General features: G+C 60.5%; 18 protein-coding genes. 9 read left to right on the plus strand and 9 right to left on the minus strand.

Features of this window, described 5'->3' with window-relative positions:
- Nucleotides 1–38 precede the first annotated feature (38 nt).
- Genes cyoB through FMN63_RS28255 form a run of 4 tightly spaced genes read left to right on the plus strand, consistent with a single transcriptional unit; the run spans nt 39 to nt 3,846 of the window.
- Nucleotides 39–2,054 carry a cytochrome o ubiquinol oxidase subunit I gene (gene cyoB / locus FMN63_RS28240; RefSeq protein ID WP_148587504.1) on the plus strand — a complete coding sequence of 672 codons (2,016 nt, stop codon included), beginning with the start codon at nt 39–41 and terminating at the stop codon, nt 2,052–2,054.
- Entirely contained in the window at nt 2,051–2,686 is a 636-nt protein-coding gene (gene cyoC, locus FMN63_RS28245; protein ID WP_502706280.1) for a cytochrome o ubiquinol oxidase subunit III, read from the plus strand. Before cyoB ends, cyoC begins: the two co-directional genes overlap by 4 nt.
- Entirely contained in the window at nt 2,683–3,078 is a 396-nt protein-coding gene (gene cyoD / locus FMN63_RS28250) for a cytochrome o ubiquinol oxidase subunit IV (protein WP_148587505.1), read from the plus strand. The genes cyoC and cyoD overlap by 4 nt, the downstream gene beginning before the upstream one ends.
- Nucleotides 3,079–3,102: 24 nt before the next feature.
- Nucleotides 3,103–3,846 carry an SURF1 family protein gene (locus tag FMN63_RS28255; RefSeq protein WP_148587506.1) on the plus strand — a complete coding sequence of 248 codons (744 nt, stop codon included), beginning with the start codon at nt 3,103–3,105 and terminating at the stop codon, nt 3,844–3,846.
- A 70-nt stretch (nt 3,847–3,916) separates the two neighbouring features.
- Here the strand turns inward: FMN63_RS28255 and FMN63_RS28260 are convergent, their stop codons facing one another.
- Nucleotides 3,917–4,789 (minus strand): LysR family transcriptional regulator, encoded by an 873-nt coding sequence (locus FMN63_RS28260; RefSeq protein WP_205514382.1) that lies wholly within the window; start codon nt 4,787–4,789, stop codon nt 3,917–3,919.
- A gap of 120 nt (nt 4,790–4,909) precedes the next feature.
- On the opposite strand from FMN63_RS28260, the gene FMN63_RS28265 reads away from it, so the two are divergent.
- Nucleotides 4,910–5,671, plus strand: coding sequence for an SDR family NAD(P)-dependent oxidoreductase (locus FMN63_RS28265; RefSeq protein ID WP_148587508.1), 762 nt, complete (start codon nt 4,910–4,912; stop codon nt 5,669–5,671).
- Nucleotides 5,672–5,841: 170 nt separating this feature from the next.
- Here FMN63_RS28265 and tcuB read toward each other — a convergent pair whose 3' ends face one another.
- Genes tcuB through FMN63_RS28280 form a run of 3 tightly spaced genes read right to left on the minus strand, consistent with a single transcriptional unit; the run spans nt 5,842 to nt 8,973 of the window.
- Nucleotides 5,842–6,921: a tricarballylate utilization 4Fe-4S protein TcuB gene (gene tcuB, locus FMN63_RS28270; RefSeq protein ID WP_209001422.1), complete on the minus strand. Its 1,080-nt coding sequence runs from the start codon at nt 6,919–6,921 to the stop codon at nt 5,842–5,844.
- On the minus strand, nt 6,905–8,296 hold the full coding sequence (gene tcuA / locus FMN63_RS28275) for an FAD-dependent tricarballylate dehydrogenase TcuA (protein WP_148587509.1): 1,392 nt from the start codon (nt 8,294–8,296) through the stop codon (nt 6,905–6,907). Before tcuA ends, tcuB begins: the two co-directional genes overlap by 17 nt.
- Complete coding sequence (locus tag FMN63_RS28280; RefSeq protein ID WP_148587510.1) at nt 8,293–8,973, minus strand: GntR family transcriptional regulator; 681 nt, start codon at nt 8,971–8,973, stop codon at nt 8,293–8,295. Before FMN63_RS28280 ends, tcuA begins: the two co-directional genes overlap by 4 nt.
- A gap of 54 nt (nt 8,974–9,027) precedes the next feature.
- On the opposite strand from FMN63_RS28280, the gene FMN63_RS28285 reads away from it, so the two are divergent.
- Entirely contained in the window at nt 9,028–10,113 is a 1,086-nt protein-coding gene (locus FMN63_RS28285) for an AbrB family transcriptional regulator (protein ID WP_209001423.1), read from the plus strand.
- On the opposite strand, the gene FMN63_RS28290 is transcribed toward FMN63_RS28285, so the two are convergent.
- The 5 genes from FMN63_RS28290 to FMN63_RS28310 all read right to left on the minus strand — a co-directional run bounded on the left by FMN63_RS28290 (nt 10,073) and on the right by FMN63_RS28310 (nt 16,436).
- A complete protein-coding gene (locus FMN63_RS28290; RefSeq protein ID WP_148587511.1) occupies nt 10,073–11,062 on the minus strand; it encodes a D-2-hydroxyacid dehydrogenase family protein in 990 nt (329 codons plus the stop codon). The two genes, FMN63_RS28285 and FMN63_RS28290, sit on opposite strands and share 41 nt — an antisense overlap.
- A gap of 48 nt (nt 11,063–11,110) precedes the next feature.
- On the minus strand, nt 11,111–11,923 hold the full coding sequence (locus FMN63_RS28295; RefSeq protein WP_148587512.1) for a universal stress protein: 813 nt from the start codon (nt 11,921–11,923) through the stop codon (nt 11,111–11,113).
- A gap of 2 nt (nt 11,924–11,925) precedes the next feature.
- A complete protein-coding gene (locus tag FMN63_RS28300; RefSeq protein ID WP_148587513.1) occupies nt 11,926–13,014 on the minus strand; it encodes a 4-oxalomesaconate tautomerase in 1,089 nt (362 codons plus the stop codon).
- Nucleotides 13,015–13,027: 13 nt separating this feature from the next.
- The gene (locus FMN63_RS28305; RefSeq protein WP_148587514.1) at nt 13,028–15,058 is read right to left on the minus strand and encodes a tripartite tricarboxylate transporter permease; all 2,031 of its coding nucleotides are present in this window, start codon (nt 15,056–15,058) and stop codon (nt 13,028–13,030) included.
- Nucleotides 15,059–15,356: 298 nt separating this feature from the next.
- On the minus strand, nt 15,357–16,436 hold the full coding sequence (locus FMN63_RS28310; RefSeq protein WP_148587515.1) for a type 2 periplasmic-binding domain-containing protein: 1,080 nt from the start codon (nt 16,434–16,436) through the stop codon (nt 15,357–15,359).
- A 145-nt stretch (nt 16,437–16,581) separates the two neighbouring features.
- Between FMN63_RS28310 and FMN63_RS28315 the strand changes: the two genes are divergently transcribed.
- The 3 genes from FMN63_RS28315 to FMN63_RS28325 all read left to right on the plus strand — a co-directional run bounded on the left by FMN63_RS28315 (nt 16,582) and on the right by FMN63_RS28325 (nt 19,258).
- The gene (locus FMN63_RS28315) at nt 16,582–17,253 is read left to right on the plus strand and encodes a response regulator transcription factor (RefSeq protein WP_148587516.1); all 672 of its coding nucleotides are present in this window, start codon (nt 16,582–16,584) and stop codon (nt 17,251–17,253) included.
- Nucleotides 17,250–18,611 carry a sensor histidine kinase gene (locus FMN63_RS28320; protein ID WP_148587517.1) on the plus strand — a complete coding sequence of 454 codons (1,362 nt, stop codon included), beginning with the start codon at nt 17,250–17,252 and terminating at the stop codon, nt 18,609–18,611. Before FMN63_RS28315 ends, FMN63_RS28320 begins: the two co-directional genes overlap by 4 nt.
- A 266-nt stretch (nt 18,612–18,877) precedes the next feature.
- The gene (locus tag FMN63_RS28325; RefSeq protein ID WP_209001424.1) at nt 18,878–19,258 is read left to right on the plus strand and encodes a CorA family divalent cation transporter; all 381 of its coding nucleotides are present in this window, start codon (nt 18,878–18,880) and stop codon (nt 19,256–19,258) included.
- Nucleotides 19,259–19,307 lie beyond the last annotated feature (49 nt).

Here is a 19,307-nt window from a genome sequence, read left to right on the forward strand (position 1 = left end):
GGCGCGCAGCTCTCCCGAAATTTCAGTTTGAGGACACAATGGCGGCAGTTGATTATTCGCGCTGGGATCCCATCGTCGGGAAACTCGGCTGGGACATCTTCCCGTTTCACGAACCGGTCGTTCTGGTAACTTTCATCGGCGTCGTCATCGGCGGCGTGGCGGTTCTGGGCGCTCTGACCTATTTCAAGCTCTGGGGCTACCTGTGGAAGGAATGGTTCACCAGCATCGACCACAAGAAGATCGGCATCATGTATATGGTGCTGGCGCTGGTCATGCTGGTACGCGGTTTCGCCGACGCACTATTGATGCGCGTCCAGCAGGCCTGGACCGCCACTGGCGGCGCCGGGTACCTGGAGCCGCATCACTACGACCAGATCTTCACGGCCCACGGCATGATCATGATCTTCTTCGTGGCCATGCCCTTCGTGACCGGGCTGATGAACTTTGTCATGCCGCTCCAGATCGGTGCTCGTGACGTCGCCTTCCCCTTCTTGAACAATTTCAGTTTCTGGCTGACCACCTCCGGCGCCGTCCTCGTGATGATGTCGCTGTTCATCGGCGAGTTTTCGACCGCGGGCTGGCTGGCCTATCCACCGCTTTCCGGGATCCAGTTCAGTCCCAGCGTCGGCGTGGACTATTACATCTGGGCCCTGCAGATCGCAGGTATCGGCACGACGCTGTCGGGCATCAACTTGATCGTCACCATCGTCAAGATGCGCGCGCCCGGCATGGCCTACATGAAGATGCCGGTCTTCTGCTGGACGGCGCTTTGCACTAACATCCTGATCGTTGCCACCTTCCCGATTCTGACCGCCACCCTGGTGCTGCTGACGCTTGACCGCTATCTCGGCACACATTTCTTCACCAACGACCTTGGTGGCAATCCGATGATGTATGTGAACCTCATCTGGATCTGGGGTCACCCGGAAGTCTACATCCTCATCCTGCCGATCTTCGGCGTCTTCTCGGAAATCGTTTCGACCTTCAGCGGCAAGCGCCTGTTCGGCTATACCTCGATGGTCTACGCGACGGCGGTCATCACGATCCTGTCGTACATCGTCTGGCTGCACCACTTCTTCACCATGGGCGCGGGCGCCAGCGTGAATTCGTTCTTCGGCATCACCACCATGGTGATCTCGATCCCGACGGGCGCCAAGATGTTCAACTGGCTGTTCACGATCTACAAGGGCCGGATCAAGTTCGAGTTGCCCATGTACTGGACCCTCGGCTTCATGCTGACCTTCGTCATCGGCGGCATGTCGGGCGTGATGCTGGCGGTTCCGCCGGCGGACTACGTGCTGCACAACAGCCTGTTCCTCATCGCCCACTTCCACAATGTGATCATCGGTGGCGTGGTCTTCGGTGTCTTCGCCGCAATGACCTATTGGTTTCCCAAGGCCTTCGGCTTCCGCCTCGCTCCTTTCTGGGGCAAGGTCTCCTTCTGGTGCTGGCTGATCGGCTTCTATCTGGCCTTCATGCCGCTTTACGTGCTCGGCCTCATGGGCGTCACCCGGCGCCTCAGCCAGTTTGAGGGCACTGCCTATTCGGCCTACTTCGTCGTTGCCCTGATCGGCGCGTTGTTCGTGGCCGCAGGGATCGCAGCCTTCCTCATCCAGATTGCGGTCAGCATCCGCAACCGCGAGGCATTGCGCGACACCACCGGCGACCCCTGGAACGGCCGGACGCTCGAATGGTCGACGTCTTCCCCCCCGCCCTACTACAACTTCGCCTTCACGCCGAAGGTCCATCAGATCGATGCCTGGTGGCAGATGAAACAGGCAGGGTACGAACGGCCGCTGGATAACTTCGAGCCGATCCACATGCCCAGATACACCAGCACGGGGATCATCCTCTCAGGCATCATCACGGTGCTGGGTTTCGCCCTCATCTGGCACATCTGGTGGCTGGCGGCGATGACCTTCGTGGTCGCGATCGCCTACGGCATCGATCATACCTTCAATTATGACCGTGAATACTACGTCCAGCCGGACGAAGTTGCCGGGATCGAAGGCGAACGGACCAGACTGCTTGCCGCGGAGGTGGCCCCGAAATGAGTACCGAAACCGCAATGGGGCAGCCGGAATTCTACGTCCGGCAGTCCGCACACGACGACGAAGGCGAACACCACCACGAAACCGGCACGATGCTGGGTTTCTGGATCTACCTGATGAGCGACTGCCTGATTTTCGGCACGCTCTTTGCCACCTACGCCGTGCTCGGCCGCAACTTCGCGGCCGGCCCGTCGCCGGCAGACCTGTTCGAACTGGACATGATCCTGCTGTCGACCTTCATGCTCCTGTTTTCGTCGATCACCTACGGCTTTTCCGTACTGCGCATGGACAAGGGAGATCTGAAGGGCACGCAGATCTGGCTTGTTGTCACCGGCCTTTTCGGCCTGGCGTTCCTTGGTCTTGAAATCCACGAGTTCAGCCACCTCTGGCACATCGGTGCCACGCCTATGGCCAGCGCGTTCCTGTCGTCCTTCTACACGCTGGTTGGCACGCACGGGCTCCATGTCACCGTCGGGTGCATCTGGCTGGTCGTGCTGCTGGTTCAGCTCAGGATCCGCGGGCTGACGCCTGAAAACAAGCGCAGGATGATGTGCCTTTCCATGTTCTGGCACTTCCTGGACCTGATCTGGATCGGCGTCTTTTCCTTCGTCTACCTGGCTGGAGTTCTCGTATGAGCGCGTCTTCAAACACCTCCTCCGGTAACAGCCAGGACCACGGCAGCGCGCATGGTGGTCACGGCTCCTTCCGGAGCTACATGATCGGTTTCGGCCTTTCTGTCGTTCTGACGATCATCCCCTTCTGGCTGACCATGACCGACGTTCTGGACAGCCGCCTACTGGCCGTTGCGATTGTGTTCATTCTCGGCGCCGGTCAGATGATCGTGCACATCTATTTCTTCCTGCACATGAATTCGCGTGCCGAGGAAGGATGGCTGGCAATGTCGCTGAGTTTCACGGTATTGCTTGTGGTCATCGTGCTGTCGGGATCGATCTGGGTCATGTTCCATCTCGACGAAAACATGATGCCGTCCCATGATCAGATCGAACGGGTGAAATCACTTCCCTGACGGAGACCGGGACTTTCGAAACAGATGACGGACTGGCGAAAACGCGGCGTCTTGAACTGGGTTCTGGTTGGCGTTTCCGCGCTGATCGTCGTCTGTCTCGTGCTGCTCGGCAACTGGCAGCTTCGGCGCCTGGAATGGAAGACGGAACTGATCCACGCTGTGGAGACACGCGCGTACGGCGAGGCAGTTCCGGCACCCGGCAGGTCCGACTGGCCTGACGTCACGGCGCAAAGCCATGCCTATCTGCGCGTCAGTGCCGAAGGCCGGCTTCTCGGCGGCAAAACCGTCTTCGTCAAGGCGCTCACCGAACTTGGCGCCGGTTTCTGGATGCTGCAGCCGCTTGAGCGCCCCGACGGCGAGATCATCTGGATCAACAGGGGCTTCGTGCCTTCCGAATACAGAAGCAGCCCGGAGCGGGACGATGGCACCGATCGCGAGGGGGTGACTGTCACGGGTCTGCTGCGGATCACCGAACCGGGCGGGACCCTCCTGGAAAAGAACGCCCCTGACGAAAACCGCTGGTATTCCCGCGACACGGAAGCCTTCTCTCGCAAAACAGGCCTCAGCGACACGGCCCCCTATTTCATCGACGCCGACCATACCGGTGCCCCGGAAGCTTTGCCCAGGGGCGGTCTGACCATCATCAACTTCCGCAATCACCACCTGCAATACGCTCTCACCTGGTACACCATGGCACTGCTGCTGATCGGCGGTGTCGGCTATGTGGTTTGGCTGTCGCGGCGACCGCCGACGTCAGATGACGAGTGATCCGTCACCTGGCTGCCACAGCCGGCATCGTGACGTGAACCTCGTGGGCTTCAGGACGTTTGAGATGCCTTCAATCAGGGTCTTGTCCGAACTCAGTCATCGCAAATGAGATGAAGCTGCGCATTCGCGGCGTCATGCGCTGATCTCGATAGTAGAGCAGTGACATGGGCCGTTCGCCCAGTCGCCAGTCGGGCAGAAGCTGGACAAGCTGACCATCATCGACGTCGGCTGCGAGAAGGATGACCGGCTGCATGACAATCCCCAGGCCTGCGCGGGCCGCCATGCGAACCGCCTGACCGCTGTTGACGGTAAGATGGCGCAAGGGTGCGACCTCCACGACATCATCACCCCTGGAAAAGCGCCACGATGATCTTGCTGCCGGTGTGAAGCCGATTGTTTCGTGGCTTGAAAGATCGTCGGGATGTTCAGGCTTGCCATTGCGCGCCAGATAATCCGGCGCAGCGCAGATCATCATCCGGTAGGGGGCAAGAGGCCGGGCAATGAGGCGGCTGTCAGGAGGCGTGCCAATACGGAAGGCAATGTCGAAGCCCTCCTCAACGAGATCAACGTTGCGGTCCGTCAGGACCACGTCCAGCTCGACTTCGGAAGCTATCTCACGATAGGCCCTCAATGCGGGCACAAGTCTTTCCGCCCCGAAGGTCGTCGGTGCCGTGATCCGCAGCTTGCCACGCGGCGCAGTTTGCAACGTCTCGGCTTCGAGCTCGGCCAGGGCAACTCGTTCCAGAATGTCCCGGCATTGGTCGAAATAGGTCGCCCCGAAATCGGTCAGGCTTTGACGTCGCGTGGTGCGATTCAGCAACCGGGTGCCCAACCGCGCCTCCAGCGCGGCGACGTGCTGCCCAACCATTGCCGGGGACAGGCCAAGCTGTTCGGCCGCCGCGCTCATCGAACCTGCCTGCACGGCCGTGACGAACGCTTTCATGGATCGGAATACGTCCATTCGATAGTTATGCTTTCATATCATTCAAATAACCCGGCAATTATCACATATGAATCGATCAATTACCATCTGCTTCGATATCAATTGCTCGCGGAGAGGCACATGGCACAGACACGGTTCAAGGGAAAAACAGTCATCATCACGGGCGCGGGAACGGGCATGGGGCGTGCTGCGGCCCTCCGCCTCGCAACCGAAGGCGCGCAACTCGCTCTGCTCGGGCGCCGGCCGGAACTGCTTGAGCAGTTGGCATCCGAGATCACGGCGGCGGGCGGTCAGGCGCTGGCGTTCGCCTGTGATATTTCGCTGGAGGACAAAGTTTCCACGGCCGTCCAGAACACGCTTGATCACTTCGGCCGCGTGGATGGCCTCTTTGCCAATGCGGGCGTTCTCGGCACGTTCAAACCGCTCGGTGCTACGGAAGCCTCCGACTTCGACCCGTTGATCGCGACAAACCTTCGCGGCACGTTCCTGAGCATCAAACACTGCCTGCCGGTTCTGGAGGGCGGGGCCATTCTCATCAACGCGTCGTGGACCGCGAGCGCCGTAATGCCTGGCGCAGGTGCCTATGCCGCCACGAAGGGCGCGTTGCTCGCGATGATGCGAACGCTGGCAGTCGAGCAAGGCCCCCGCGCCATCCGCGTTAACGCGATCTGCCCCGGCATCATCCTGACGCCGATGGCCGATGATGTACTCGCCCCAGATCTGGCGGCCCGCCTCGCCTCACAAGCCGCCCTGAAGCGCAACGGAACGCCTGAAGACGTGGCGGGTACTGTCGCCTGGCTTCTTTCGGATGACTCGGCCTTCGTGACCGGCCAGGAGATCACCGTGGACGGCGGATTTACGATCGGGGGCGTCAGGCTGTGAGTGCGTTCGTATCCGCGTCAGGTGATGAAATCCGGGAAAAGCGTTGCGGATCGCTCAAGTGCGAGCGCGGCCTTTCGGAACTTGATCAATAGCGAGCGGCGTGTCGGGCCGCGCGGCAAGGACGAGGACTGACCTTCCGACCGCGCCCGACCGGCCGCGCTTGCGGGGGATCACACCACTAGCGACCCTCGCCTATGTGCCTCGAGCGTCAGAGCCGCCATACGATAGAAACCGTGGGCCATCTTGGAATAGGGTGTGAGCAGGAAGAAGGTCAGTACCGTCCCGAGATGAAGCGGCAGCAACAGAGCCACTGCCCCCGTGCCCGAAGCGGCATAGAGCGCAATACCGGTCGCCGATACGGCGAAAAGCAGCACCACGAATGCCATTTCGCCGCCCCATGCGGACGCCGCGCCGAGGTTACGGTCTGCTTTCAGCTTGAGCGCCGCCATATAGCCGGTTCCCAGGCAGAGCAGGAGCCCGCCGCTCAGGCCGAGCAGTTTGGGCAGGCTGAAGAAGCCATACGGCGCTTCCATGCCAAACAGGTAATGCAGCACCGTTGCCGTCGAGGTTGCTGCGAAGCACAGAAGAAAGCCATAGAGCACAGCCTGGTGGGCGTGACGGCGGGCGTTGGAGAACCGGTCGGTATCTTCGAAGTTACAGCCGTCTCCGTGCCCGCCTGCAAGATTGCGCATCTTGCCGGCGGAGATGATTGCCGCCCAAAGGTCTGCGGGCGACACGTGCCCGCCGCCCACTGTGCGCCAGTAATTGCGAAGCGAGACAGCCAGGACCCCAAGCGGCAGCACGAAGGCCGGCAGGAAGATCGCCACCATCAGGCCATGCGACATATAGGCATAGAACCCCTCCCCGCTCGTCGGTCGAAGAGCCTGTGCCAGCACGAACAGCAGGGCGAACGCCACCGTCATGAGCGCAGCCATGGCGACGCCGGACCGGTCGAACAGCCGCGCGAAGCCTTTGGGCCAGGCGTGCAGTTTCCAGCTCTCCTGGCGCACTTCGGCAAGCGCGCCGGGCAGATTGAGGTCGAATTCATGCGGCGCCGTATACTGACAGGCGTAGTAGCAGCCACGGCAATTGTGGCAGAGGTTCGCCAGTTGGGTGATATCGCCCTCGGAGAACGTCCTGAGGCTGTGCAGTGCCGGAAAGACGGAGCAGTATCCCTCGCAATACCGGCACGCGTTGCAGATTTCGGCCTGGCGACGTGCCTCGCCGATGAAATCAGGCTGCATTTGCATAGGTGGAAGCCTCCCTGCCTGCGATCCGTCCGAAGACAGTGCCAATCGTCATGCCGAAACCGGCCAGATAGCCTTGTCCGAGAATGGATCCGGCCATTGTTTCACCCGCAGCCCAGAGGTTTTCGACGGGCCGGGCGTTAAGGGAACACTGGGCATGATCGTCGACCTTCAGGCCCAGATAGGTGAAGGTGACGCCGGTGCGCAGGCTGTAGCCGTAAAATGGCGGCTGCGTTATCGGGCGAGCCCAGTTCGTCTTGGCCGGCGTGAGGTCGCTGGTGGAGACCCCGTCCAGTTCAGTCGGATGGAAATTCGACGTATCTCCGCAGGCGGCGTTGAAGCCGTCGACGGTTTCGCGCAGCCGTTCGGGCGGAAGCCCCATCTTGATAGCCAGATCTTCGATTGTCGGCGCCTCGATGGGGGGGAACACCGACGGCATGAACAGTTCCAGAGATTTGGCGTCGATGATCACATAGCCGACCTGATCGGGTTGGGCGGCGACGAGCCGGCCCCAGATGGCGTAGCGCTTTGGCCAGACATCCTCGCCCTCATCGTAGAACCGTTCGGCATTCTTGTTGACCACGATGGAGAACGGCACGCAGTCGAGACGGGTGACGATGCCGCCGTCATATTTCGGCGCGCGCCCGTCAATGGCCACCGCATGACACTGGGTCGGATCGCCAACCTGTTCGATGCCCTGGTCCAGAAGATCAGCCAGAACGATGCCTCGATTATAGGGCGTGCCGCGGATCAGAAAGTTTTTCGCGGCCGGTCCCCAGGCCCGGGCCAGCCAGTCCGTATCGGCCTGAAAGCCGCCGGACGCGACAACGACTGCCTTGGGTGCGATCCGGTACGACTGATCGCCTTTCTTGTAGTCGAGCCAGACGACCTTGCCGTCGTCCAGTTCAAGATGGCTGACGGCGGCTTCGTACTCCACCTCTACACCCAGTTTTCCGGCGGTTCGATAGTAGGCGTTCACCAGGCTCTTGCCGCCGCCGAGAAAGAACGCGTTCGTCCTTGCGAGCGAAAGCGTTCCTGAAAGGGAGGGCTGGAAGCGGACACCGCGCTCCTCCATCCAGGGCAGGCATTCCTCCGAAGTCCGGATCGCCAGCCGGGCAAGCTTCTCGTCGGTCTTGCCACCCGTCACCTTCATCAGATCGGCGAAATATTCGTCTTCGCTATAGCTTTCGATCAGCGGCCCGAGTGGCCCCTGGTGCATGCAGCGAAAATTGCGGGTGTGCCGGGAGTTGCCGCCACGATAGGCCTTGGGTGCCGTTTCCAGGATCAGGACACTGGCGCCAGCTTCTGCCGCCGTCATGGCGGCGCACAGGGCTGCATTCCCACCTCCGACGACGACGATGTCGACTTGCTTGGTCATAGAAGGTCTCCGTCGTATGACTTCCGGGCGCGCAATGACCGGACCCTCACGCGCTGAGCCATTTCGATATGCGCCCGCATCGCCGCCTCGGCGAGTTTCCCGTCGCGGACGCGCAGCGCTTCCAGAATGCCGAAATGCTCTTCGACAGCCTTTTCCGCGCGATCGGGTTCGGTCAGGGTCGTGGGTCCGAGGATCATCAGCGATTTCTGCAGGCTGTTCATCGACCAGCTTAGAAAGCGGTTCTTGGCAGCGTCCAGAAGGGCGGCGTGGAACTGGCGGTTCAGAACGAAGGCTTCCGGATCGCTACCCAGCCGCTCCAGTTCGCGGTTCATGTCGAACAATTCGTCGATTTCTATTTCCGAAGCAGCGCGTGCGGCAAGGCGCGCCGCCGTGCCCTCAAGGACCGCACGCATCTCGTAGAGCTCCATCACCTCGGCATAGTCGAGGCTGCGTATCGTCGCGCCCAGGCGCGGCACATGCGCGACAATTCCATCGGTTTCCAGCAGGCGGATCGCCTCCCGAACCGGCGTGCGGCTCACCCCGAGCCGCTCGGCGATTTCGGTTTCCCGCAATCTGTCGCCGGGGTTGAGACGGCCGTCTCGGACCTCATCCAGAAGCTGCCGGTAGACGGCATTTCCCTGCGATGAATCGGGTGCTGCTGCTGCTTCGTCATTCATGGCTAGACTTGCCTTCGTGATTCTTGTATCCAGTTGGATACATATGGACACAGCTTGAGTCAATCCACCTTTATGCGTTTCGATTTCACGAACCCTCTTGCGCGCCGCGCTGTTACCTTCGCTCTCGCTTCGATTGGGGTGGGTGTCTTCTGGGGTCTCAGTCTGCCGTTGCCGTTCCTGTTCGGTCCGATGCTGATGTGCCTCTGCGCGGCGCTGGTCGGGGTGCCGTTGAAGGGCTTCGGCCAGGTCTCGGTCGGGGCACGCACGATCCTCGGCGTGGCGGTCGGTGCTTCGATCACGCCGCAGCTGTTCACAGAGCTGCCGCGTCTGGCGGCATCCCTCGCCATCATCCCCGTTCATATTGCGCTGATCGGATGTCTGGGCGTTCCGTTTTTCCGAAAAATATGGGGGTTCGACGCACCGACCGCCTATTATGCGGCGATGCCCGGCGGCCTTCAGGACATGGTGATCTTCGGCACGGAGGCCGGCGGCAATCCGCGCGCCCTGTCCCTGATCCATGCCACGCGGGTTTTGCTTGTGGTGACTCTTGCGCCATTCATCCTGACGCATTTTTTCGGCGCTGCCCTCACCAACCCCATCGGAGCCCCTATCAGGGACGTGCCACTGCACGAACTCGGCCTGATGGTGGCAGCAGCCCTTGTCGGCTGGAAAGGCGGAGAAAAGCTCGGCCTGTTTGGTGCCTCGATCCTTGGCCCGATGATTGTGACGGCCGCGCTTTCACTGGCCGGCCTGATCCACATTCGTCCGCCGGCTGAAGCCATCCTGGCGGCTCAATTCTTCATTGGCTGCGGCATAGGTGTGCACTTTACCGGGATCACCTGGTCGGAACTGAGCCGGATCGTGATCGCCGCCGTTGCCTATGTGTTCCTGCTGGCTGCACTGGCGGCGCTGGTTGCCCTGGTCGTCACGACCCTGGAACTCGGCCGGTCAACGGAGGCATTTCTCGCCTTCTCGCCCGGCGGTCAGGCCGAAATGACAGTGCTGGCAATCGTCACCGGAGCCGATCTCGGCTACGTCGTCACGCACCATCTGACCCGCATCGTGCTGGTGATCGTCGGTGCGCCGCTGGCCGCTTCGCTCATAGGCCGGAAGAGCGTCGGGACCACACCTCCGGATTGACCATATTGATCGGCGTACCGGCGGCATAGGCGAGGATCTGTTCGTAAATCTCGCGGAACTGGGTCTCGATTTCCTGCTCGGTGACAAAACCGATATGAGGCGTCGCGATAAGCCTTGGATGTGATAGCAGCGGATCGTTCCTGTCTGACAGCGGCTCGTTATCAAAGACATCCACCGCGGCAAGCCCTGGCCTTCCCGCATCAAGGGCGGACTTCAGCACGCCGGGCGCGATCAATCCCGCCCGCGCGGTATTGACCACGACAGCGCTCGGTTTCATCACCGCCAGATCGTTGGCGGTGACGGCGCCTCGCGTTTCGGCTGTCAGGCGGAGATGAAGCGAGACGACATCGCTCTCGGCAAAGAACGCCGCGCGACTGGCTGCAACCATCTCGCCATCGCCACGCGCCCTCTCCCGACCTTCCGGAGAAGCCCACCAGACAACTGTCATGCCGAAAGCGCGGGCATATTGGGCGACGAGCCGGGCAATCCGCCCATAGCCATAAAGGCCGATCGTCAGCCCCTTCGCCGTCCGTCCGACGCCGCTTTGCCAGAGACCCGCCTTGGCAGACGCCATTTGTCCAGGCAGGTCGCGAAGCGCGGCAAGCATGAGGGTGAACGTCAGTTCGGCCGCCGCGACGTTGGGCGCGTCGCCGCCCTTGCCGGAACACACAAGCACATCGTGATCGCTACAGGCGGGAACGTCTATATGCGGCCAGGTGCTGCGCTGCGCTATCAGCCGCAATGCGGGCAGGCGCTCGAGCAGGCTGCGGGTGATCGTCGTGCGTTCGCGAAACAGCATCAGCGCTTCGGCGTCTGCCAGCCGTTGGGCCAGAACCGCCTCGTCGCTCGCGTGATCGGTCCAGACCGTCACCTCGTGGTCGTCCAGCATGCTGAAACTCGGCAGGCCGGACAAGGTCTTGAACCAGTCGTCGAGGATATGGATACGCATCGCTCTCTCTATGTCCATTCCGGTCCGGCTCAGGCCGGACTACAGATGTCAGTGGGACAGCAGGATCGGAATGGAAATCTCGCGCAGTATCTGAGCGGTATGTCCACCAAGAAAATCCTCACGGAACTTGGAATGCTCATAAGCGCCCATGACCAGCAACGAGGGGTCATGCCTTTTGCAATAGGAAACGATGCAATCCACCAGCGAATGGCCGGCTGGCCAGGCCTCATGAACTGTCTCGATATCGTGCAGTTTCAGATGTGCCATCAGATCATCGAGCGATCCCACGGGCGGACCGATCGTGAGCACGCTCACCTTTCCCTGTTGCTCAAGCAGGCGCAGACTGTCGGACATTGCCCGCGCGGCCGCGCGGCTGCCATCCCAGGCAAGCGCGGCATGGGAATGGCGGGCTTCCACATCATAGCCTTCAGGCACGACGATCACCGGACGCCCCGCCAGAAGCGTGATCCGGTCGGGATGCAGGACGATGTGCTCGTCATCACCGCGCATCGGCCTCCCGACGATCAGGATGTCGAAGCTGCGCGCCGTGTCGGACAGAACGACGTCAACTCTTCCACTCTGCGTCCGGAGTACCAGATTGTCTCCAAGACCCAGGGTCGGACGCAATCGCTCGAATTGTTCCACGATTTCCAACACGATGCCCTGTTGGGCATTGGCAAGCAGATTGCGGGCCTCGCGTGGGATCCAGCGTGAGGTCGTATCGAAAGTGTCGTGGGTCGAGTGAACCAGAAGCGCCGTTACATGCGCCCCGCGTTGCTTGGCCAGCGAGGCTGCATAGCGAAGCGCGGCCTCGGAGGCTTCGGTTCCGTTGAATGCCACCAGCAAATTCAAGAGTGCCATGATCAGCGTCCTTTCCAGACCGAACTTGGAACATAGATCTTGCCGTCGGCCAGTTTGCGCGCGGTGCGCAGGAGGCCGGCGGAAATGAGGCTGAAACCGTCGGCATCGTCAAATTCGACCAGCACCTCGATCCGGCCGGAAGGATGTTCCAGCGTCACGTTGACCGGGCTTTGTCCGGACCGCTCGAGCAGACCATCGGCAACCGTGCCGGGCGTCAGCGCACACGAGGCGAGGCATTGGGACCCGGTGACCGCCATGCTTGGATGGGTATTCCACGGCATGAAGTAACGCGTCGCGATCGTGCCGCCCTCCCGGGCCGGCGCCAGCAGGCCGAATTTCGGGGCGACGGATTTCGTCACATCGCCCATGCCCATGCGTGTGCCGGCCTCGATGCGGATCTTCTCCATGCGGGTGAAGAAATCCTTGTTCGCATCGAGTTCCGCAGCTGATTCATGGCCGGTCAGGCCGAAATCGGACGCGCGGGCGATGACGATCGGCATGGCGACGTCCATACAGGTCACCTCGATACCGTCGATTTCGTCACGCAGGTTTCCCGTTGGCAGGAAAGAGCCGGTCGACGAGCCGACCACCTCCATGAAGTTCAGGGCGATCGGCGCGGCCGTTCCCGGAACGCCCGCAATCGCGGCGTCGCCTTCATAGGTCAGCTTGCCGCCCGGCGTCTGGACGCGCGCGAGCACTTTCGCACCGGTGTTCACCGCCCGGATGCGGATTTCCGTCTCGTCGCCGGTGGGAGAAATCAGGCCCATCTCGATTGCGGCCGGACCAACTCCAGAAAGTATGTTGCCGCAGGTAGGCTTGAAATCGACCAGCCGGTCCTCGACCGAAACCTGCGCAAAAAAGTAATCGACGTCGGCCCAGTCGTCCTCGGAGGCAGAGAGCATTGCGACCTTTGTGGTCACCGCGGTGCCGCCACCGATACCGTCGATGTTGAGCGGATGGCCGGAGCCTACGGCCGCGACCAGCACCGCCGCCAGGGTGTCGCGATCTTCGGGAAGATCTTCGCGTCGAAAATAGGGGCCGCGCGAAGTGCCGCCACGCATGAAAATGAAAGGAATGGCTGTCTGTGACATCTTCTATCTCCGATCACTTGAGTGGCCATGGCAGATCAACGGCGCTCTGTAGCAGCCCCGGGGGGAAGTCACGATTGAGCGCTCCCGCCATCGTGCACATCAGCGCCACGCCGCAAGCCGTCAGGAGCAGAACCTTGGGCCAACCAGCCCCGGCGCGAACCCGCAGAAACGCAATCAGGAAAGCCGTCAGCGCAAGAATGAAGCCCACGACCCATGAAGCCGCTATCAGGAACCCGAACCATGCAAGCGTTGGCCACAGGCCGTAGGGCGCATCGGCGTCTTCACCGGCACGTTCCTTGTCGGCAAAGATCGGATCCGTTTCTGGCCGGAGCATCATCTGCGCCAGCAGGATGATGCAGCACCCGAGCGTGATGGTGCAGATCACCAGCGGCACGATCTTGTCGGTCATGTTGTAGTCGGGAATCATTTGCGCGTTGACCAGGGACGCCACCACGTAGGCGGCAATCACCAGAAGGAAAACAAGAGGCGCACGCTTGGAACCGGCCTGCACATTGCCTTCAGCCATGATGCTCTTGGCCTGACGGATCCCCAGGACGACCGATACGAGCGTGACGATAATCAACACGATCACGATCGGCGAGAACAGATACGTCATTCCTTCTTCGAAGCTGTTGCGGAAGCGGAAGGAGGCGATCTGGAAAGCCTGGTTGGAGAATTTCTCCACCGGGTTGGACAGCACGAAGCCGATCAGGAACGCAGGACGCGACCAATCGAAACGACGCAGGAAGATGCCGATCAGGCCGATGCCCAAAAGCGCCAGCAGATCCTCGAAGTTCTGTCCCGACTGAAAGGCCGCAAAGCTGATCAGCATGAAGAGGAAAGGCGCAAGATAGGTAAAGCGGATGGTGGTCAGCTTGGCGATGCCACCGGATGCGGCGATACACAACAGCGTACCGACAACATTGGCAAGCGCGAGCAGCCAGACGATGGAATAGGTGATGTCGAGATTGTCGCGCAGCATCGACGGGCCGACCTCGATGTCTCCGCTTCCCAGAAGCGCGATGGCGCCGATGAAGATCGCCATAGATCCGGATCCGGGTATTCCGAAGAGCAGCGTGGGAACCAGCCCACCACCTTCCTTGGCGTTGTTGGAGCTTTCCGGCCCGATAACGCCGCGGATCTCGCCCTTGCCGAAATTCGACTTGTCCTTTGTGGTCTGTACCGCATGGCCATAGGCGATCCAGTCCACGACAGACCCGCCAAGACCCGGGATCACACCAACCATGACGCCGATGATGGAACACCGCACCGACAGCCATTTGTTGGCCACCCAATCGCGAACGCCTTCGGCCCACCCGGCGCCAAGACTGGCATCCTTTGCGATCGATCTGTCCTGGCGCAGCAACGAGACGATCTCGGGCACCGCGAATATGCCGAGACCGACAATCACCAGTGACAGTCCGTCAACGAGATAGGGAATGTCATAAGTCGCCATGCGAAGACTGCCACCGGCATCGGCCTCGCCGATTGTACCGATGAGCATGCCGAGACCCGCCGCGGCCAGCCCCTTGAGAGCAACCCGCCCCGCCAGAACCGCAACCATCGACAGGCCGAGAATGGTAATCATCAGCATTTCGGGAAGCCCGAAGGCCAGGACGATGGGACGCGCAAACAAGATGAATATCGTCAGGAAAAGCGCCCCGACCAGCCCGCCGAACAGCGACGACGTGAAAGCGGCTGAAAGGGCGCGGGCGGCTTGACCTTTTCGGGCAAGCGGAAAGCCATCCAGAACAGTTGCCTGGCTCGCGGAGGATCCCGGAATTCCCATCAACACCGAGGCAAACGTGTCGGATGTCGGCACCACCGCCACCATGCCGATCATCAATGCAAGGCCGTATAGCGGCTCCATTCCGAACATGAACGGCAACAGAAGCGAAAGGCCGGCGATCCCGCCAAGCCCGGGAAAGATGCCGACAGCAAGGCCCATGACCACGCCAAGCACCAGATATCCGAGAACTTCCGGTTGAAGGATCATGTGCCAGGCATCAGACAATGCCGGCAATGCGCTCGCAAACATTTCCATTGGAGAAGCCTCTTTGGATTTCGGTTGGGTCCCGACATCTGCCTGCAGCCACAGGGCGCGTAAAGTATCGGGCAGGCGTTGCCAGTTGCAAAGGGGTATGAAAGTTGAGAGACAATCGGGGCCAGACGGACCGGCCAGCATCCCTGTTCACCATGACGGATCGCATCGCAGTCACGGTCCGTGCCATAAGTCCGGGCTTGCCTGTGCTTTCCCTGGAAAGCACAGGTCCCGAAAGCGGCACCGCTCAACCATCAAGGTCGGCCCACCCTGAAGGATGAGCCGACCTTGCGGTGAGGAACTATTTCAGAGAAACCCCGTAGGCCTCCTGAAGCCAGTTCTTGACATAGTCCTTCGCCTGCGGCGAGACCGTGGTTCCTGCCGCGGTCGCTTTCTTGGCGTTCGGGCCGACGAAGATGTCATATTTGCCGATTGCCTTCGCCGAGATCGTGGGGAAGTCGTCGCGCTTGCGCACGGCGTCGAATGCATCGGCGTACGTCTGAGCTACATCATCGGGCGTCCCTGCCGGCAGGAAGGCAATCTTCTGCACGGGAAAGCCGGAAACAAAGAAGGCCTTCCAGGCATCCCAGGCGTCGCCGCTGGTCTCGCAACCGTCGGTCGCTTCACAGACTTCCTTGAAGGTCGGAATGTCGGGGAAGGTCGGGTCACGGACGATATTGCCATTGTCGTCGATCGCACCCCAGGTCATCATCGGTACGGCCTTGCCCTGGGCCACCAGGTCGGCCGACGCGCCGAGATAGCTTGAGGACGTTTGATAGTCGATTGTGGCTTCGCCGCGCTCGAACATCAGTCGGCCGTCACCGCGTCCCTTGATCCCGAACACGGGCTCAACATTCATCCCCAGCATCTTCCATGCCAGAAGCGGCACGAGATCAAGCCGGGTCGCGCCCTGCGAACCGTAGATAAAGTTGATATCCTGCAGCGCATTGGCGGAGCCATCGAACTTCGCGCCGTCTTCCGGGTTGAGATAAGCCACACCGCCGGTGCCAGATGCCATCACCGGTACCCAGTCGGAATATTCGTAGCGTACCCGCGGATCATCGAGCAGATAGGGAAACTGGGTAGAACCGGATGTTCCGAAGAGGAGCGTACCGTCGTCGTACTTCTGCTCCTGAAACCAGTTCGCGCCCTTGGTCGAGCCCGCGCCGGGCATGAACTTGACGACGACTGTAGGATTGCCCGGCAACGCCTCGGAAAGCAGCGGAGCAAAGAAGTTCGCCCATTTCGCGGAACCACCGGTTTCGGAGAACGGGATCACCCATTCAATCGTCTTCCCGCTGAAATCCACTTCTGCGGCTGCAGGCGTCGCCAGCAGAGCCGCCACGGCTACTGAAGTCACAAATTGTTTGATAGTGGTCATTGGTTCCTCCCTAAGACCTTTTCTGTCGCAGGTGCGACCTACGCTCATTCAATAATGTAAATGAGGCACAGGCCTCTCCTCCAACCGGAACACGTTGCCAAGCCAACCTTGCAAAAACCTTGCGCCTCGTGACAAATACGTCGTCATGCGAATCGCGATCGTGGAAGACAACCAGTCTTTGGCTAACGGGATTGCCTACCGTCTGCGAAGCCGGGGGCATTCGGTCGACCTGCTGCATGATGGCGAGGAAGCCTACGCGTTTCTGATGCAGGAAGGGGCCGATCTGATCGTCCTCGACATCGATCTGCCTTCAATGGGTGGTCTTGAGATATTGCGTGCCCTGCGGCGGCGCGAAGACGGGACACCCGTCATCTTGCTGACCGCGCATGGCGAAACCAAGGAACGGGTGGCGGGGCTCGACGCCGGGGCTGACGACTATCTGACAAAACCCTTTGATATGGATGAGCTCGAGGCACGTATACGAGCCGTCGCGCGTCGCCGAAACCTTGCCTTCCCGGAGCTGGAGCCACTGGGCCGGCTGGTCTTCGACCGGACCAGCCGTCAGTTGTCCTGTGAGACCGAAGTGCTGAACATACCACGCAAGGAAATCGCGATACTGGAATGCCTGCTGGAGCGGCGGGGACGGCTCGTGTCAAAATCCCATCTGCTTGCGCACGTCTACGGCACAGGCGCAGATATTGCTGAAAGCGCGATCGAACCGCATATCTCCAGGCTTCGCCGCAGGATTGAGGCGTATGGCATCCATATCAAAACAGCCCGCGGACTGGGATACATGCTCGAAATCGACACGGCATGAAGAAATCCCTCTCGCTGCGTTTGCGGGTGTTCCTGCTTATTCTGGTTCCGCTTCTGTGCGTTTCCTGCCTTCTTGGTCTCTGGCGGTTCGAAGCAGCCAAGAGAACCGCCGAAGAGCTCTTTGACCGCACCCTTCTCGCCGCCGGTCTGGCAATTGCCCGAGACGTCGCGATTTCAGAGGGCGATGCCATATCGCAACGCTCCCGCAGCATCATCTCCGATGCCGGTGGGGGCGAAATATTCTATCACGTCACCGGTCCGGGCGGCATCTACGTCACCGGCTATGCCTACCCGCCTGTCTCGGTGTCGAGGGCGACCAGCGATGACCCGAGCTATTACATGGCCAGTTATCGGGGCGAACAGGTGCGGGTCTTGCGGATGTCGGAGACAACGACCATCGGCAACCTGAGTGGCGAAACGGTCGTGACGATCTGGCAAAGGGTAAGCGATCGCCGTGCCTTTGCGGTCACTTTGGCCTTGCGCGCGGCGGCGCTTATCTCCGCGCTTATGGTCGCCTTGGCGGTTGTGGTCTGGTTCGGTGTTCAAATAGGCCTCAAGCCGCTCAGAGGGCTCCAGGAGGCGATTGCATTGCGGTCGCCCGAAGATCTGCGTCGCATCCGCCGACCTGTGCCCGAAGAAGTCTCCGGCATCGTCGCCACCTTGAACAGGCTGCTCGGCCAGGTCGAGCAGAGTATCGTGATGCATCAGGCTTTCATCTCTGACGCGGCACACCAGCTTCGCAATCCGGCATCTGCTCTCTTGTCCCTGGCAGAAGCGCTGCGCGAAGCTAAGACGGAGCAGGATCGCGTTCAGCTTCAATCCGAGCTTGTCACGGCTGCGCGAAAGTCGGCACGCCTTGCCGAACAGCTTCTGTCCCTTGAACGATTGCGCTATGACGGGCCGGCCAAACTGATCCCACTCGACCTCAACGGCGTCGTGAAAGAAGCGTGCGAGGCGGTGGCTCCGGAAATCCTGTCCCGGGATCTGGATTTCAGTTTCGATGCGGCGCAGGGGGCGCTTGTTATCGAAGCTGACGAAACCCTCTTGAGCGAAGCCGTTAAAAATCTCATCGACAATGCGCTTCAGCATGGTGGCCCCCCCCTCAGTGAGATCGCCGTTCAAACCGAACGGGCCGGGTCAAATGCTGTGCTCAAGGTGATGGACGATGGAAGAGGGCTGCCCCCGGACCTGGCGGATGTCGCCTTCAGACGTTTCGGCCAGATCGAACCTGGTTCCGGCAGCGGCCTCGGGCTTGCGATCGTTCAGGATGTCGTTGTGCGGCATGGCGGGACGATTGAGATCATGCCGAGTTCCCGGGGCACCGAAATCAAGATCACCCTGCCGATCCGTGAGGCGTAAGTTTAATCCGGGCGTGTTGCAGGTTTTCCTGGGTAACTGCCCGCTGACGATCACTGAAGAAAGTCCCGCGACGAAAGTTGCGGGGCATAGTGTTGGTTCTCAAACCCAGTCCTTTACGGCGCATCCCTCTCATGCTCGGCTTCCAGTCGTCCCGACATCTCCAGCGCGCCGCTTTTTCGTATTGAATTTCAATGGAGGACTTTGAGAACATTGTTTCGTATTAGAATTGAGCAATTCACGAACGAACCATGTCGGCAATAAATGTGATGAGTGACGACTTACCTGCTGTAGAACTCGGTTCAGTCCTGCCGGAAATCGCGGTTTATTTCATGGACGGTCATGGAAGTGCTCGCAAAGGCGAATTGGACGAACTCTCGACCACGTCTTCCCGTAGCGCGGATCTGGGCTTCACGTGGGTGCATATGCACCGCGAAAATTCGGCCGCGCAAGAATGGCTCCGAAAGTGCGATCTCGACAGTTTCGTAATAGAGGCATTGTCGGCTGAGGAGACCCGCCCAAGATGCACAGTCCACGGAAACAGTGCCATTCTCATTTTGAGAGGTGTCAACGGCATTGCCAACTTATTCTGGTCGGCGAGCATTGTTCCCCGTTTGGGCGGATTTCAGGCGTTCATCTCAGCGGTGTAGTCTTCCCATATGCCGAATGCATCTGCCCTTGAATGCCGGTACGAGGCGG

The sequence above is a fragment of the Stappia sp. BW2 genome, from assembly GCF_008107695.1.
Classification (GTDB): domain Bacteria; phylum Pseudomonadota; class Alphaproteobacteria; order Rhizobiales; family Stappiaceae; genus Roseibium.

Bases quoted from the DNA above. Each gene is read 5' to 3' on its own strand.
- cyoD (WP_148587505.1), top strand. From the start codon at position 2,683: ATGAGCGCGTCTTCAAACACCTCCTCCGGTAACAGCCAGGACCACGGC.
- cyoB (WP_148587504.1), top strand. From the start codon at position 39: ATGGCGGCAGTTGATTATTCGCGCTGGGATCCCATCGTCGGGAAACTC.
- FMN63_RS28290 (WP_148587511.1), bottom strand. From the start codon at position 11,062: ATGCGTATCCATATCCTCGACGACTGGTTCAAGACCTTGTCCGGCCTG.
- FMN63_RS28325 (WP_209001424.1), top strand. From the start codon at position 18,878: ATGAGTGACGACTTACCTGCTGTAGAACTCGGTTCAGTCCTGCCGGAA.
- FMN63_RS28305 (WP_148587514.1), bottom strand. From the start codon at position 15,058: ATGGAAATGTTTGCGAGCGCATTGCCGGCATTGTCTGATGCCTGGCAC.
- FMN63_RS28255 (WP_148587506.1), top strand. From the start codon at position 3,103: ATGACGGACTGGCGAAAACGCGGCGTCTTGAACTGGGTTCTGGTTGGC.
- FMN63_RS28300 (WP_148587513.1), bottom strand. From the start codon at position 13,014: ATGTCACAGACAGCCATTCCTTTCATTTTCATGCGTGGCGGCACTTCG.
- FMN63_RS28310 (WP_148587515.1), bottom strand. From the start codon at position 16,436: ATGACCACTATCAAACAATTTGTGACTTCAGTAGCCGTGGCGGCTCTG.
- FMN63_RS28265 (WP_148587508.1), top strand. From the start codon at position 4,910: ATGGCACAGACACGGTTCAAGGGAAAAACAGTCATCATCACGGGCGCG.
- FMN63_RS28315 (WP_148587516.1), top strand. From the start codon at position 16,582: ATGCGAATCGCGATCGTGGAAGACAACCAGTCTTTGGCTAACGGGATT.
- FMN63_RS28260 (WP_205514382.1), bottom strand. From the start codon at position 4,789: ATGAAAGCGTTCGTCACGGCCGTGCAGGCAGGTTCGATGAGCGCGGCG.
- FMN63_RS28280 (WP_148587510.1), bottom strand. From the start codon at position 8,973: ATGAATGACGAAGCAGCAGCAGCACCCGATTCATCGCAGGGAAATGCC.
- FMN63_RS28320 (WP_148587517.1), top strand. From the start codon at position 17,250: ATGAAGAAATCCCTCTCGCTGCGTTTGCGGGTGTTCCTGCTTATTCTG.
- tcuB (WP_209001422.1), bottom strand. From the start codon at position 6,921: ATGCAAATGCAGCCTGATTTCATCGGCGAGGCACGTCGCCAGGCCGAA.
- FMN63_RS28295 (WP_148587512.1), bottom strand. From the start codon at position 11,923: ATGGCACTCTTGAATTTGCTGGTGGCATTCAACGGAACCGAAGCCTCC.
- tcuA (WP_148587509.1), bottom strand. From the start codon at position 8,296: ATGACCAAGCAAGTCGACATCGTCGTCGTCGGAGGTGGGAATGCAGCC.
- cyoC (WP_502706280.1), top strand. From the start codon at position 2,051: ATGAGTACCGAAACCGCAATGGGGCAGCCGGAATTCTACGTCCGGCAG.